Genomic DNA, 13,542 nt, shown 5'->3' on the forward strand with positions numbered 1-13,542 from the left:
CGCGACGGCGGACCGTCGGGTGCGGCGGCGCGGCTCGGCGGCCGCCGCCACCTCCTCGGCAGTGATGATCGCGGGTGTCTCCTCCTGCTGCTTGCTGGAGCGACCGGTCACGTGCTCGACCTCCGGCGTCTCGACGGCAGGGCTGGCTGCCGGGCTGTCTTCGGCGAGCTTGCCGCCACGGGTGCGCCGGCGCGTGCGGGTGGAGGCGGGACGCTCCCGCCGCTCCGCACGGTCCGCACGCTCTTCGCGCTCATCGCGGCGCCGGCCGCGCCCGCGTGGCCGGCCCGTCTCGCCGAGGTCCTCGATGCGCTCCGCCGACAGGCCCGCCCGGGAGCGGCTGGCGTGCGGGAGCACGCCCTTGGTGCCCTCGGGGATGCCGAGCTCGGAGAAGACGTGCGGCGAGGTGGAGTAGGTCTCCTCGGGCTCGGGGAAGTCGAGGCCGAGCATCTGGTTGATCATCTTCCAGCGGGTCAGCTCCTCCCACTCCACGAACGTGACCGAGATGCCCGTGCGCCCGGCCCGGCCGGTGCGGCCGATGCGGTGCACGTAGGTCTTGTCGTCGGTGGGGCAGTCGTAGTTGACCACGTGGGTGACGTCGTCGATGTCGATGCCGCGGGCCGCCACGTCGGTGGCGACCAGCACGTCGATCTTGCCGTTGCGGAACGCCCGCAGAGCCTGCTCGCGCTGGCCCTGGCCGAGGTCGCCGTGGACGGCCGCGACCGCGAACCCCCGCGTGTCGAGCTGCTCGGAGACCATGTCACAGGCCCGCTTGGTCTCGCAGAAGACCATCGTGAGCCCGCGGCCTTCGGCCTGCAGCAGCCGGGAGAGGATCTCGATCTTGTCCATCCGGTGGGCGCGCCACACGATCTGGCGCACCTGCGGGGTGGTCTCGGAATCGCCGCTCTCCAGCTCCGCGCGCACGTGGGTGGGGCGGTTGAGGTACTTGCGGGACAGCGCGACGATCTCGCCCGGCATGGTGGCCGAGAACAGCATCGTCTGGCGCTCCGCCGGGATCAGCTTGAAGATCCGCTCGATGTCGGACAGGAAGCCCAGGTCGAGCATCCGGTCGGCCTCGTCCAGGACCAGGCTGGTGACCTGGCTGAGGTCGAGGTGCTTCTGCTTGACCAGGTCGAGCAGCCGGCCGGGGGTGCCGACGATGACGTCGACGCCCGCCTTGAGCGCCTCGATCTGCGGCTCGTACGCGCGCCCGCCGTAGACGGTGAGCACCCGGGAGCCGAGCTTGCCCGCGGCGGTGACGAGGTCCTCGCTCACCTGCGTGGCGAGCTCCCGGGTCGGCACGACGACCAGCCCGCGGGGCTTCTTGCGGTTCTTGCGCGGCTTGCCGATGCTCTGCAGCATGGCGATGCCGAACGCGTAGGTCTTGCCGGTGCCCGTGCGGGCCTGGCCGATCAGGTCTTGGCCGTTCAGCGCGAGCGGAAGCGCCATCTCCTGGATCGGGAACGGTGTGGTGATGCCCTCGGTCTCGAGGGCATCGGCGATTTCTGGAGTGACTCCGAGGTCTCGGAAAGTCGTCAGCGTGGCCTGCCTCAGTCTCAAATGAAGGCGGGCCTGCCGGGACCAACGGGTGGAAAACCGACCCCGTTCCTGGGTCCTCGCGGTAGAGCCAGCCCTCTCGTGTCATCACGACCGCGCGCCCGGGGATCGGGGGATCCGGGGACAGAACCCCGAATGTACACAGTGCGGTCGCACTTTCTCAGAGCAGTGTACTCGATACCACAACGCTGGCCAGGCTTACGTATGTTCCCGCACATTGCCGGAAGTACCCTGCCATGCATGAACGAGTCTCCTGGGGTCGTCGACCTGCTCGGCGTCCTGGCCTATGCCGAGCTGAGCGCCTTCACGAGGATGACGGAGGACGCCGCCACCCTGGCGCCCACGCTCGCCGACCGGACGGCGCTGTGCGAGCTGGCCGTCGCCGAATACCAGCACTTCCGGCTGCTGTACGGCCGGCTGCGCGACCTGGGGGCCGACCCGGAGCGGGCGATGCAGCCGTTCGCCGAGGCGCTGGACGCCTGGCACACCCAGACCAGCCCGGCCGACTGGCTCCAGGCGCTGGTCAAGGCGTACGTGGGGGTCGGCATCGCGCTCGACTTCTATCGTGAGGCGGCCCGCCGCCTGGCCCCGTCGATCGTCGAGCTGGTCGACGTGGTGCTGGCGGACGAGGGGCGCGCGGAGTTCGCCGTCGAGCGCGTACGGGCCGGGGTCGCGGCGGACCCGTCGGCGGGCGGGCGGCTGGCGCTGTGGGCCAGGCGGCTCGTCGGCGAGGCGCTCAGCCAGGGCCAGCGGGTCGCGGCGGCACGCCCGGAGCTGGCCACCATGCTGGTGGAGTCGGGCGAGAACGACCAGGCGGAGATCTCCCGCCTGTTCGCCAGGCTGACGGAGGAGCACGGCAAGCGGATGGCGGCCCTCGGCATCTGACGAACGACGCCGGCCCGCGTGCCGCGCCTTCCACGAGCGCGGCACACGGGCCGGGGACGTCCTGCGGGGCGGCCTCCTAGAGGGTGCCGCCGAAGCCCACCGGGCGCGCCTCGTCCTCGCCGATCTCCAGGAAGCCCAGCGATGCCACCGGCACCACCACCCGCCTGCCCTTCACATCGGTGATGGCGAAGACACCACGATCGGCCGCGAGGGCCTGCCTGATCTCCTCCTCGACCTGCTCGGCCGACAGGTCGGTCTCCACCACGAGCTCACGGTGCACCGAACGCACGCCGATCTTGACTTCCATCATGCTCCCTTTCAACGGGGCGGGGCCTCCCCCATCGTCGCCGCTCAGCGCGGGGAAAACCCAGCTGATCGCGCCCAGCGAACGCGTTAAGCCGTACGCGGAAAACCGCTGATGCCCCGCCAGGCGAGCCGCGCCATGAGCTGCTCGGCCGCGTCCTTGGGGATGGCGCCGTGCTTGGTCACCCAGTAGCGGGCGCTCACCTCGGCCATGCCCACCAGCCCGACACCGAGCAGGTGCGCCTCGTCGCTGGTGCAGCCGGTGTCCTCCTGGATCACCGCGCTGACCATCTCGGCGCATTCGTGCAGGGAGCGCTCCACGCGCTGCCGCACCGGCGCCACGTTGCGCAGGTCGGACTCGAAGACCAGCCGGAACGCCTCGCCCTGGGTGGAGACGAAGTCGAAGAACGCGCTGAACGTCGCCTGCACCCGCAACTTGTTCTCGGTCGTGGAGGCGAGCGCCTCCCTGCACCGGTTGACCATGTCGTCGACGTGCAGGTCGAGCAGCGCGAGGTAGAGCTCCAGCTTGCCGGGGAAGTGCTGGTAGAGCACCGGCTTGCTGACCCCCGCGCGGTCGGCGATCTCGTCCATGGCGGCCGCGTGATAGCCGTTCTCGACGAACACTTCCTGCGCCGCGCTGAGCAGTTGCCTGCGGCGGGCGAGTCGGGGCAGCCGGGTGCCCCGGGGCTTGGCGTCCGGGGTAGCGGTCACGCGGGTCTCCATCGGTGTTCGTGCCTGGTCTGCCGACATCCTACGTGGGGGGGTGCCGCCGCCTCAGCGGTAGTCGTCGTCGTCGTACTCCACCACGCGGTCCTGCTCCACCGCGTCGGCCGGGTTGACCTCCAGGGGAAGCTCGCGGCGCACCTGCTCCTCCTCGTCGCGGAGCAGGCGCTGCTGCTCGGCGGCGTCGGCCGCGGGAGTCTCGATCGGCAGCTCCGCGTCGTCGGCGAAGTTGTCGTCGTCGCCGCGTACGTCCATCTCGGACATGTCGGTCCCCCTCTTCGTGTGGACTGATTCAGCCTACGCCTGGCTGAACAGATCGCCATGCTCTTCTACTCTCGCCAGCACATCGGACGAGGTGAACACCAGGTCCTCAGGGCTGCGGCAATCCTCGACCTCCTGCCACAGCAGGGGCGTGGAAACCGTCGGCCGTTCCCCGGCACGCAGCGAGTATGGCGCGACGGTGGTCTTGGCGGGGTTGTTCTGGCTCCAGTCGATGAAGACCTTGCCCGTCCGCAGCTTCCTCGTCATCACGCTCACGATCAGGCCGGGGTGCTCCTTGGCCAGGGCCTGGGCCAGCCGCTTGGCGTACGCCGACGGCTCCTCCCGGCAGTCCCAGGCGGCGTACAGCTGCATGCCCTTGCTGCCGCTGGTCTTCGGCCTGGCCTCCAGGCCGTCGGCCCCCAGCACCTCGCGCAGCGCCAGGGCCACCTGGCAGCACTCCACGATCGTCGCGGGCGGCCCCGGGTCCAGGTCGAACACCAGCGTGTCCGGCGGCAGGGAGCCGCCGTCCTCGTCCACCCGCCACTGCGGCACGTGCAGCTCCAGCGCGGCCAGGTTCGCGTAGTAGACCAGCCCCGGCAGGTCCTCCAGGACGGCGAAGTCGATGGTCTCGCGGTCCTTGGTGCTGCCGGGTGCGGGCAGCCGGGCCCGGCGCACCCAGCCGGGGGTGTGCTCGGGGGCGTTCTTCTCGAAGAACGACATGCCGGCCACGCCGTCGGGGAAGCGCTTGACCGTCAGCGGCCGGCCGGAGACGTGCGGGAGCAGGACCGGGGCGATCCTGCTGTAGTAGTCGATGACCTCGGCCTTGGTGAAGCCGCAGTCGGGATAGAGCACCTTGTCCAGGTTGCTCAGCGTCAGCTCCCGCCCGTCCACCCGCACCGGCACCTTGCTCGCCGCGCTCATCGGGCCGTCACCTCCGCGGGCGGCTTGTCCGGCCGCAGGCCGCGCCACACGGGATGCCGCAATCTCAGTTCGTCGGTCCACATCGTGTACGCCACCTCCCCGACGAGCTCGGGTCTAACCCATTGATTACGCCACGGGACCGGGTTGTGGAACGGGCTCCGCGGGATCTCCATCGGCCGGAGCCGCGCGTACAGCTCCGCGAGGGTGTCGTCGGTGAAGCCCGTGCCGACGTGTCCGACGTACGTGAGCCCGCGCGGGGTGAACACGCCCATGACCAGCGAGCCGATCCCGCCCGCGCGGCGGCCCTTGCCCGGCTTCCAGCCGCCGATCACCACCTCGGTGGCGTTCAGGTGCTTGACCTTGATCCAGGAGCGGGAGCGCACGCCCGGCTCGTAGGGCGAGTCGAGCAGCTTGGCGACCACGCCTTCGAGGCCCTGCTCGCGGGTGGCGGCCAGCAGGTCGGACTCGCCGGGGAAGGACGGGGGAGCGCCGACGTCCAGCGCGTCCAGCAGGGCCCGCCGGTCCCGGTACGGCAGGCCGAACAGCGGGGTGCCGTCCAGGTAGAGCAGGTCGAAGGGCAGGTACGTGACGGGGCAGCGGTCCAGGACGAGCGGCTCGGGGTCGGTCAGGTGCATGCGCCGCTGCAGGCGGACGAAGCTGGGACGGCCGTGCGGGCCGAGCGCGACCACCTCGCCGTCGATCACGGCCCCTTTGACCGCATGCGCCAGGATTTCGGGGTAACGGCGGGTGTAGTCGGCGCCGTGCCTCCCCGTTACCTTCGGTTCACCATCCGCGTACACGATGGCCCGGATGCCATCCCATTTGACCTCCAGGGCATACCGTTCGGGATCGGATGGTAATACCCCAGGTACGGCGAGCATGGGTTCGATGGGATATGGCATTGGTTGCACCATGAAGGGTATGTGCCCCATGGTGAGCCGCCCGCTACTGCTGAGGAGTTGCCCATGCGCAGCATCTGGAAAGGTGCGATCTCCTTCGGGCTGGTCACGATCCCGGTGAAGCTCTACTCGGCCACCGAGCAGAAGGACGTCAGCTTCCACCAGGTGCACCGCGACGACGGCGGCCGCATCCGCTACAAGCGGGTGTGCACGCTGGACGGCGAGGAGGTCCCCTACGCCGACATCGCCAAGGGCTACGAGCTGGCGACGGGCGAGATGGTCGTGCTCACCGACGAGGACTTCGAAGGGCTGCCGCTGAGCACCTCGCGCCGGATCGACGTGCTGCAGTTCGCCCCCGCCGAGCAGATCGACCCCATCTACTTCGCCAAGTCCTACTACCTGGAGCCCGACGCGCAGGGAGCCAAGCCGTACGTGCTGCTGCGCAACGCGCTGGAGAGCTCCGGGCAGGTGGCGGTGGTCAAGGTGGCGCTGCGCCAGCGCGAGTCGCTGGCGACCCTGCGGGTGCGCGACGGGGTGTTCGTGCTGGAGACCATGCTGTGGCCGGACGAGATCCGCAAGCCGGACTTCGAGTTCCTGGACGAGGACATCGACGTGCGCGCGCAGGAGCTCAAGATGGCCGAGTCACTGATCTCCACGATGGAGGCCGACTTCGACCCGACCGAGTACCACGACGCCTACCGCGAGGCCCTGCAGGAGGTCATCGAGGCGAAGGTCGCGGGCAAGGAGGTCATCGCGGCCCCGGAGGCCGAGGAGGAGGGCGGGCCGGCCGTCGACCTCATGGCCGCGCTGCGGGCCAGCGTGGAGGCGGCCAAGCGCGAACGCGAGGGCGCTGCGGCCAAGCCGAAGCGAGCCGCCTCGGGTGCCTCGGGTGCCTCGGGTGCTGCCGGGGCTTCGGGGAAGGCGAAAGCCAAGGCCGGCAAGGCTGACAAGAGCGACAAGGGCGACAAGGGCGACAAGGCCGCGGAAGGCGAGAAGGCCCCCGCCAAGCGCAAGGCCCGTAAGTCCGCCTGACGCCGTGACCGGCTGAGCGGGGCGGGCTCTCCACCGGCGCGCCCGTCCCGTGCGGATGATGACGCCGTTCCTCTGATGCCGCTCGCGCGTTTCCCTGTCGCTCGGGTGTCTCCAGGTACGGACGTCCGACCCGTCATGCTCGCGGTGTCGGTGTCCTCGGCGCGGTCGTGACCGTGTGGCGTCGTCCGGGGGCGGCTTCCGGGGGCGGCTTCCGGGGCTGCCCGCGGGTGCTGATCGAGCTCTTCGGCGGCAGGCAGGAGCGGGGCGGGCCCGGTGTCCTGCGGGTGCGCGATCACCGAATAGGACATTACAGACAATTCAGGGTATTTCATTTCATAGACGTTGAATATAAGCAATAGCAATGCTAATGCATAGCAAAATGGCGAGATAGCTGTTTGCTCGCTCACAGCGCCGGGAATGACGCTTACCGGATGACTGTTCCGCAATCATCCGAGACCTTTCTTACGCAAAGGGAAAGGTTGTGTACGGGGCAATCGAACCTTTAGGGGGAAAACGCAATGCCCAAGCTCAAGAGCGTTATCGCGGGCCTCGCCCTGAGCACCGCCGTGACCGGTGGTGTCGTGGTCGCGGGCGCGACCATGACCGCTACCAGCGCGAATGCCGCCACTCAGGTCAGCGCGGGCACGTCGGTCCTGACCGGCGGGCACTTCTGCGGCAGGCGCTGCCACCGCAAGCACCGGAACATCCGGGTCATCGTCGAGAACTTCAACTTCAACCGGAACCCGCAGGAGCACCACCACCGCCACCACCGCGACTGGGACCGCGACTGGGACTGGGACCGCAACGGTGACTGACGCGAACAATCTCACCGACCGTCAGCGGTCAATGGAGAACGCCGTCGGGTGGTGATCAGCCGTCGTTGACGGTGAAATGATGAGCGCTCGTTCTCATTGACGGTCGTCGAGCCCTCTTGGGGGAAACGGTTTCCGGTCTGTGGTGAATTCTGGGCTCTCGTGGACGGGTCGCGTCGGATGACGCGGCCCGTCCGATTGTCTTTTCACGGGTCTCCGCGGTAAACGTCGAGGGCTCCGCCGGCAATGGCGCCGGCGGAGCCCTCTTCGCCGTTCTCGTACGGGGCCGGTCCGGGGCGGCTCTTTCGGAATCCGGCGAAGCGGCTATTGGAGGGGTTCGGTGTTCCGGGAAGGCTGTATTCGGGCCGTTCTGGTGGCCCTCGGCGTTCTGGTGGTCCGGGAAGCGGTACTCGGGCTTTGGCGGGCCGGGCTGAGCGGTATTTCGGCACTGTGGGGCCCGGCACGAAGTGGTTTTTGACGCGGCTGGGTGGCGGCCCTTGGCCCTATTCGCCGGGGCAGGCTGGTTGCGGTCGAAGCCCCCGCACCCTCGAAGCAGCTCCACCACGCCCGCATCGGACGCGCACCCGCAAAGCGAGCGCGCCAGGTAGCCGGCGGCCGGGACGGCCCGATGGCGGCGGTCCGGCGTAGGCGAGCACCGACAGGGACGCGGCCCCCGGACGGTGAACGGTGGCGGGGTCACGGGCCGCGGGGGAGTCTGCCGGCGCCAGATGAAAGCCGGCGGGGACCCACCTTAATGGGGGTGAGAGGCGGTGGGGGCGCCGGTCCGCTGAGGTGACAGGCGGAGAGGTGACAGGCGGAGAGGTGACAGGCGGAGAGGTGACAGGCGGGAGGTCACAGGCGGGAGGTCACAGGCGGGAGGTCACAAGCGGGAGGTCACAAGCGGGAGGTCACAAGCGGGAGGTCACAAGCGGGAGGTCACAAGCGGAGAGGCGAAATGGGGGAGGGAAAAGGGAGGGGAAAAGGGCAGGTGAAAGGCGGTAGAACGCATAGGGGCTCCGCCGGCGGCAGTGCCGGCGGAGCCCCGTATGTTCCCGCGGAGACGAGGGGAATCGAACCTCAGGACCGGCCGCGCCCTGGGGCGTCAACCGTGTCCGAGGGCCTCGCATTCACCCTGGGCCGCAGAACTCCTCTGGGAAGGAGCCGGACGGCCGTGGATGAAAACAAGCACTCATCCCATCGCTACGAGACCGATTAGTCGCCGTCCCAGCGGTGGTGACGGTTGCGGTGATGGTTGTCGTTGACGTTGAAGTTCCTCACCACGACGCACACCCTCTTGCTGCGGTATCCGCCCCAGTGGCCCCGGCCGCACTTCCTGCCGTGGTGGTGGTGGCCGAAGAAGCCGTGGTGGTGACCGAAGAAGTTACCGTCCCAGTCGTCGTTGGCGACGATGGGCGCGGCGGTCGGCGCGGCCACGGCGACGGTCGCACCGCCGGCGACCAGGCCGCCGGTCAGCGCGGCGCCCGCGGCGAGACCCGCGATAACACTCTTGAGCTTGGGCATTGCGTTTTCCCCCTAAAGGTTCGATTGCCCCGTTCTCGACGATTCCGGATGGCTGCTACGAGTCGTCCGGTGAGTCATCCGGTGAATGTCATTTCCGGGCTTGTGATCCAGTAAACGAGAATCGTCCCATTTTGCGATGCATTAACAGTCTTATTGCTTGTCTTGTAGATCTATCGCGCGAAATGCGAAAAATGTCCGATTAGAGGCTAAGGAACCCGCTCGGGAAGAGCGAAGTCCGGCCTCGGCGTTCCGCCCTCGAATCGCGCCGGAAAAGGGCATGTCGAAGCACGGCGTGTCGCGTAAAGGTCATATGCGAGCAGAATGGGCGTCGCCCTTTCTCGCATGACCGTCCGTGAGGCGACCTCCGGCGAACGCGTGAGCAGGTGTATGGACGGCATCCGCCGGAGGGGCCGCTCGACGGGCCTCCTCCGGCGAATGTCCTCCCCGCGACCGGTGGCGACTGTCGTGCCACTGGCCCGGATCTTCATCACGGTGAGTGTCGAAGAGGTCACCTTCGGTATCGCTGCTGTCATGGTTTCCCGCCGTGGCCGCCACAAACGGCATCCGGCCGCCTTTTGTCTCGCTCCCGGCGCGTCGTGAGATCGACGCGCGTGAGGCGGCCGCCCAGGGCCGCAACCTGAGAGTGGAGGGGGTCACCCTGAAGCTCGGCACCGTCCGCACCAGCTCTCCGGCGGCGAGCGCCAGCGCGTCGGCATCGCCCGCGCCCTCGTCACCCGACCGGCCGACCGCCGCGCTCGACCGCGCCCGCAGCCACGACATCGTCTCGCTGCTCGCGCACGAGACGCACGAGACGCACGAGACGCACGAGACGCACGAGACGCGAGACGCACGAGACGCACGAGACGCACGAGACGCACGAGTCGCACGAGTCGCACGAGTCGGCCGTCGCGACCGTCATGGTCACCCACGACCACGACGTGCTCGGCCACTGCGACCGCGTCCTCACGATGGTGGATGGGAGACTGTCCGAGCAGACCCACCATGGCGGAGGAGGGCGGGTGCCACGCATTCGGGCGTCGACCGTCGCCGAACACCGGGCGGCCCAGCACCGGGCGCTGCTGGACGCGGCCAGGGAGATCCTCGCGGAGACCGGCCGGCCGCCGACGCTGGCCCGGGTCGCGGCGCGCGCCGGCCTGGCCCGTCCCAGCCTCTACCAGTACTTCCGCTCCTCGCGGGACCTGCTCAACGCGGTGGTGGAGGACGTCTTCCCCCGATGGGCGGCGCGGGTCGCCGCGGCGATGGACGCCGCCGGGTCCCCCGCCGACCGCGTGCTCGCGTACGTGCTGACCAACTTCGAGCTCATCACCGAGGGCGAGCACGCGCTGGCCACGGTCCTCGCGGAGGTCGTGCCGGGAGACACGGTCGCCGAGCAGACCCGCGCGATGCACCGGCAGCTCCTGGAGCCGCTCGTGGAGGCGCTGGACGGCCTCGGCGTCCCCGCGGTGCCGGAGACGGCGGAGATGATCAACGCGATCGTGTTCGCCGGCTCCCGGCTGATCGAGTCCGGCACCGACCTGGAGACCGTCTGGGAGTCCGCGCGGGCCCTGCTGGAGCCGTTCGTGCGCGCCCGCGCCGAGACGGAGCCCTGAGCGGGGCCCGGCCCCGTTTGAAGATCGCTCGCCGCGCTCCCTATGGTGAGGACGGGAAGAGGCGCACAGGAGATCGAGGAGGGGGCCATGGCAGAGCCGGTCGCGCACTGGCCGGGACGGATGATCGGGCCCGTGCACGTCAGGTCCACCCCGGAAGGACCCGGCGAGCAGGCGGTCTTCGTGCACGGGCTGGCCGGTTCCGCGACGAACTGGACCGACCTGATGGACGAGCTCAAGGACGTCGTCACCGGCCACGCCATCGACCTGCCAGGAGCCGGGTGCTCGCCCGCCGCCCCCGACGGCGACTACAGCGTGCCCGCCCACGCCCGCGCCGTGATCGGCCTTCTGGAGCACACCGGCCCGGCCCACCTGTTCGGCAACTCGCTCGGCGGCGCGGTCTCCGTGCGGGTCGCCGCCACCCGCCCCGACCTGGTGCGCTCCCTCACTCTCGTCTCGCCCGCGCTGCCCGACCTGTATCCCCGGTACGGCCCGGTCCGCGTCGCGGCGGCCGCCACGCCCGTGCTGGGGGAGTGGGTGGCGTCCAGGCTCAAGCTGCTCCCCGCCGAACAACGGGTCAACGCCACATTCCGGCTCGTCTGGGCGAACGCGCACGCCGTCCACCCGGTACGGCTGAGCGAGGCGATCGAGGAGCTGCGCCGCCGCGACGACCTGCCGCACACGATCGCCGCCATGCTCGGCTCGGCCCGCGGCATCGTGACCGAGTACCTGCGCCGCGGCCCCGACGCGCTGTGGCGGCTGGCCACCCGGGTCGAGGCTCCCACGCTGATCATCCACGGCAGGCACGACCGGCTCGTCAGGCCCGCCATGGCCGCCCGCGCGGTCCGCGCGTTCCCCCAGGTCAGGCTCGTACTGCTGCCCGGGTGCGGGCACGTGGCGATGATGGAGCAGCCCCGGCTCGTCGCCGTGGAGGCACGCCGTCTGATGGGTGAGACGCGATTGGGGAATGCCCCACTGCCCGGCTAGGTTTCACAGGGAGATAAGTCCCCTGAAACGGGAGCGTAGAAAGTGTCGTTGCCACCGCTGGTCGAGCCGGCCGACGAGTTGACCGTTGACGAAGTGCGCCGCTACTCGCGCCACCTGATCATCCCTGACGTGGGGATGGCCGGGCAGAAGCGGCTGAAGAACGCCAAGGTGCTGTGTGTGGGCGCCGGCGGCCTCGGTTCGCCCGCGCTGCTGTATCTCGCCGCCGCGGGCGTCGGCACGCTCGGCGTCATCGACTTCGACGTCGTCGACGACTCCAACCTGCAGCGCCAGGTCATCCACGGCCAGTCGGACGTGGGCCGGCCCAAGGCCGAGAGCGCGGCCGAGTCCGTGCGCGAGATCAACCCGCTCATCGACGTCGTGGTCCACAACACCTCGCTGACCACCGAGAACGTCATGGAGATCTTCTCCCAGTACGACCTCATCCTCGACGGGACCGACAACTTCGCCACCCGCTACATGGTGAACGACGCCGCGGTGCTGCTGGGCAAGCCGTACGTGTGGGGCTCGATCTACCGCTTCGACGGTCAGGCCAGCGTGTTCTGGGCCGAGCAGGGCCCCTGCTACCGCTGCCTCTACCCGGAGCCCCCGCCCCCCGGCATGGTCCCCTCCTGCGCCGAGGGCGGCGTGCTCGGCGTGCTCTGCGCGTCGATCGGCTCCATCCAGGTGAACGAGGCCATCAAGCTGATCACCGGCATCGGCGAGCCGCTGGTGGGCCGGCTGATGATCTACGACGCCCTGGAGATGAAGTACCGCGACGTCAAGGTCCGCAAGGACCCCGAGTGCGTCCTGTGCGGCAAGCACCCGACGGTCACCGAGCTGCTGGAGGACTACGAGGCGTTCTGCGGTGCGCTGTCCGACGAGGCCGGCGAGGCGGTCACCGGCTCCACCATCACCGCTCGTGAGCTCAAGGCCATGCAGGACGCCGGCGACGACATCTTCCTCGTCGACGTCCGCGAGCCCAACGAGTACGAGATCGTCAGCATCCCCGGCGCCACGCTGATCCCCAAGGGCGAGTTCCTCAACGGCTCGGCCCTGGAGAAGCTGCCGCAGAACAAGCGGATCGTGCTCCACTGCAAGTCGGGCGCCCGCTCAGCCGAGGCCCTGGCGGTCGTCAAGAAGGCCGGGTTCGCCGACGCCGTGCACGTCGGCGGCGGCGTGCTGAGCTGGATCAAGACCGTCGACCCCAGCTTGCCGGAGTACTAAGACCAGTACTAGACCAAGGGTCCGGTTTCTGCGGATGGCGGCGGGTCGGCCGCATTAAGGTCGATCCCGTGGACAACGCTCGTCTCTGGCCCATCCTGACGGTGGCCTCCGCGCTGACGCTGGTCTGCGCGGTGGCCGCCGGGGTCGCGGCCAGCTCGGCGAGCTTCGAGCTCACCCGCGGGCCGACGGCCGCCGAGCTGAAGGCCGCCGCCCAGCGCGAGGTCGCCCAGCGCTGGCGCACCTGGGAGGCGGGGCGCGTCTTCCCGGCCACGCTGCCCTACTCGGCCGAGCAGGGCGGCCGGGAGCGGGCCCGCCGGCTGGGCATCTCGCCGCGCGTCGGCTGCGCCGAAGCGGTCGACGCCGAGGCCGCCCCCGCGCTGGCCGACGCGGGGTGCCGGGCGGTGCTGCGCGCCACGTACATCGACGCCCTGCGCGGCGTGCTCGTCACCGTCGGCGTGGTGGCCCTGCCCGACGAGGCGCGCGCCGTCCGGGCCAAGGCCGCGTTCCCCGCCGGCGGCGCGCCGGTCCCCGGTCTGCGCCCGCTGGCCTTCCACGGCACCGTGGCCGACCGGTTCACGCCCTCGGTGCGTCAGCAGGGCTCCGTACGGCAGTCCGGCCCGTACCTCGTGCTGACCACGGCCGGGCAGGTGGACGGGCGGCCCGCCCGCGTGGCCGAGCAGCGGCCGGCCGTCTTCGCCTTCGCGACCGAGATCTCCGAGAGGATCCTCGCCGACCTGAGCCGTCCCCGGATGCCCGACTGCGCCGCCGAGGAGTGGCAGTGCTGACCTCCCGCCTCGCCGTGAGAACCGGTTC

Annotated in this window: 14 protein-coding genes; 7 read left to right on the forward strand and 7 right to left on the reverse strand. The window is 69.8% G+C overall.

The window, feature by feature from the left end; all coding sequences use genetic code 11:
* Positions 1–1,446, reverse strand: a 1,446-nt coding sequence (locus OUY22_RS31625) for a DEAD/DEAH box helicase (RefSeq protein ID WP_270158914.1), incomplete at its 3' end; no start/stop codon positions are given.
* Between the two features lie 348 nt (positions 1,447–1,794).
* On the opposite strand from OUY22_RS31625, the gene OUY22_RS31630 reads away from it, so the two are divergent.
* Entirely contained in the window at positions 1,795–2,439 is a 645-nt protein-coding gene (locus tag OUY22_RS31630; RefSeq protein ID WP_270158915.1) for a ferritin-like fold-containing protein, read from the forward strand.
* A gap of 76 nt (positions 2,440–2,515) precedes the next feature.
* Here OUY22_RS31630 and OUY22_RS31635 read toward each other — a convergent pair whose 3' ends face one another.
* The 5 genes from OUY22_RS31635 to ligD (OUY22_RS31655) form a co-directional block, all read right to left on the reverse strand.
* The gene (locus OUY22_RS31635) at positions 2,516–2,746 is read right to left on the reverse strand and encodes a DUF3107 domain-containing protein (RefSeq protein WP_270158916.1); all 231 of its coding nucleotides are present in this window, start codon (positions 2,744–2,746) and stop codon (positions 2,516–2,518) included.
* 86 nt (positions 2,747–2,832) lie between these two features.
* Positions 2,833–3,453, reverse strand: coding sequence for a TetR/AcrR family transcriptional regulator (locus tag OUY22_RS31640; protein WP_270158917.1), 621 nt, complete (start codon positions 3,451–3,453; stop codon positions 2,833–2,835).
* A 63-nt stretch (positions 3,454–3,516) separates the two neighbouring features.
* Positions 3,517–3,729, reverse strand: coding sequence for a hypothetical protein (locus tag OUY22_RS31645; protein WP_270158918.1), 213 nt, complete (start codon positions 3,727–3,729; stop codon positions 3,517–3,519).
* Between the two features lie 33 nt (positions 3,730–3,762).
* Positions 3,763–4,647 (reverse strand): non-homologous end-joining DNA ligase, encoded by an 885-nt coding sequence (gene ligD / locus OUY22_RS31650; protein ID WP_270158919.1) that lies wholly within the window; start codon positions 4,645–4,647, stop codon positions 3,763–3,765.
* Entirely contained in the window at positions 4,644–5,579 is a 936-nt protein-coding gene (ligD, locus tag OUY22_RS31655) for a non-homologous end-joining DNA ligase (protein WP_333486823.1), read from the reverse strand. The genes ligD (OUY22_RS31650) and ligD (OUY22_RS31655) overlap by 4 nt, the downstream gene beginning before the upstream one ends.
* Positions 5,580–5,612: 33 nt before the next feature.
* On the opposite strand from ligD (OUY22_RS31655), the gene ku reads away from it, so the two are divergent.
* Both ku and OUY22_RS31665 read left to right on the forward strand, forming a co-directional pair.
* Positions 5,613–6,578 (forward strand): non-homologous end joining protein Ku, encoded by a 966-nt coding sequence (gene ku, locus OUY22_RS31660; RefSeq protein WP_270158921.1) that lies wholly within the window; start codon positions 5,613–5,615, stop codon positions 6,576–6,578.
* Between the two features lie 518 nt (positions 6,579–7,096).
* Complete coding sequence (locus tag OUY22_RS31665; protein ID WP_270158922.1) at positions 7,097–7,393, forward strand: hypothetical protein; 297 nt, start codon at positions 7,097–7,099, stop codon at positions 7,391–7,393.
* Between the two features lie 1,209 nt (positions 7,394–8,602).
* Here the strand turns inward: OUY22_RS31665 and OUY22_RS31670 are convergent.
* Complete coding sequence (locus OUY22_RS31670; RefSeq protein WP_270158923.1) at positions 8,603–8,911, reverse strand: hypothetical protein; 309 nt, start codon at positions 8,909–8,911, stop codon at positions 8,603–8,605.
* 1,019 nt (positions 8,912–9,930) lie between these two features.
* Here OUY22_RS31670 and OUY22_RS31680 point away from each other — a divergent pair.
* The 4 genes from OUY22_RS31680 to OUY22_RS31695 all read left to right on the forward strand — a co-directional run bounded on the left by OUY22_RS31680 (position 9,931) and on the right by OUY22_RS31695 (position 13,514).
* The gene (locus OUY22_RS31680) at positions 9,931–10,521 is read left to right on the forward strand and encodes a TetR/AcrR family transcriptional regulator (RefSeq protein WP_270158924.1); all 591 of its coding nucleotides are present in this window, start codon (positions 9,931–9,933) and stop codon (positions 10,519–10,521) included.
* Between the two features lie 87 nt (positions 10,522–10,608).
* Complete coding sequence (locus tag OUY22_RS31685) at positions 10,609–11,505, forward strand: alpha/beta fold hydrolase (protein ID WP_270158925.1); 897 nt, start codon at positions 10,609–10,611, stop codon at positions 11,503–11,505.
* 42 nt (positions 11,506–11,547) lie between these two features.
* Positions 11,548–12,729: an adenylyltransferase/sulfurtransferase MoeZ gene (moeZ, locus tag OUY22_RS31690; RefSeq protein ID WP_270158926.1), complete on the forward strand. Its 1,182-nt coding sequence runs from the start codon at positions 11,548–11,550 to the stop codon at positions 12,727–12,729.
* 68 nt (positions 12,730–12,797) lie between these two features.
* A complete protein-coding gene (locus tag OUY22_RS31695; RefSeq protein WP_270158927.1) occupies positions 12,798–13,514 on the forward strand; it encodes a hypothetical protein in 717 nt (238 codons plus the stop codon).
* Positions 13,515–13,542 lie beyond the last annotated feature (28 nt).

The sequence above is a fragment of the Nonomuraea corallina genome (genome assembly GCF_027620315.1).
Taxonomy (GTDB): Bacteria; Actinomycetota; Actinomycetes; order Streptosporangiales; family Streptosporangiaceae; genus Nonomuraea; species Nonomuraea corallina.

What these genes read in the sequence shown, in the direction of transcription:
- OUY22_RS31630 (WP_270158915.1), top strand. Translation starts at nt 1,795, where the DNA reads ATGAACGAGTCTCCTGGGGTCGTCGACCTGCTCGGCGTCCTGGCCTAT.
- OUY22_RS31635 (WP_270158916.1), bottom strand. Translation starts at nt 2,746, where the DNA reads ATGGAAGTCAAGATCGGCGTGCGTTCGGTGCACCGTGAGCTCGTGGTG.
- OUY22_RS31645 (WP_270158918.1), bottom strand. Translation starts at nt 3,729, where the DNA reads ATGTCCGAGATGGACGTACGCGGCGACGACGACAACTTCGCCGACGAC.
- ligD (WP_270158919.1), bottom strand. Translation starts at nt 4,647, where the DNA reads ATGAGCGCGGCGAGCAAGGTGCCGGTGCGGGTGGACGGGCGGGAGCTG.
- ligD (WP_333486823.1), bottom strand. Translation starts at nt 5,579, where the DNA reads ATGGGGCACATACCCTTCATGGTGCAACCAATGCCATATCCCATCGAA.
- ku (WP_270158921.1), top strand. Translation starts at nt 5,613, where the DNA reads ATGCGCAGCATCTGGAAAGGTGCGATCTCCTTCGGGCTGGTCACGATC.
- OUY22_RS31665 (WP_270158922.1), top strand. Translation starts at nt 7,097, where the DNA reads ATGCCCAAGCTCAAGAGCGTTATCGCGGGCCTCGCCCTGAGCACCGCC.
- OUY22_RS31670 (WP_270158923.1), bottom strand. Translation starts at nt 8,911, where the DNA reads ATGCCCAAGCTCAAGAGTGTTATCGCGGGTCTCGCCGCGGGCGCCGCG.
- OUY22_RS31685 (WP_270158925.1), top strand. Translation starts at nt 10,609, where the DNA reads ATGGCAGAGCCGGTCGCGCACTGGCCGGGACGGATGATCGGGCCCGTG.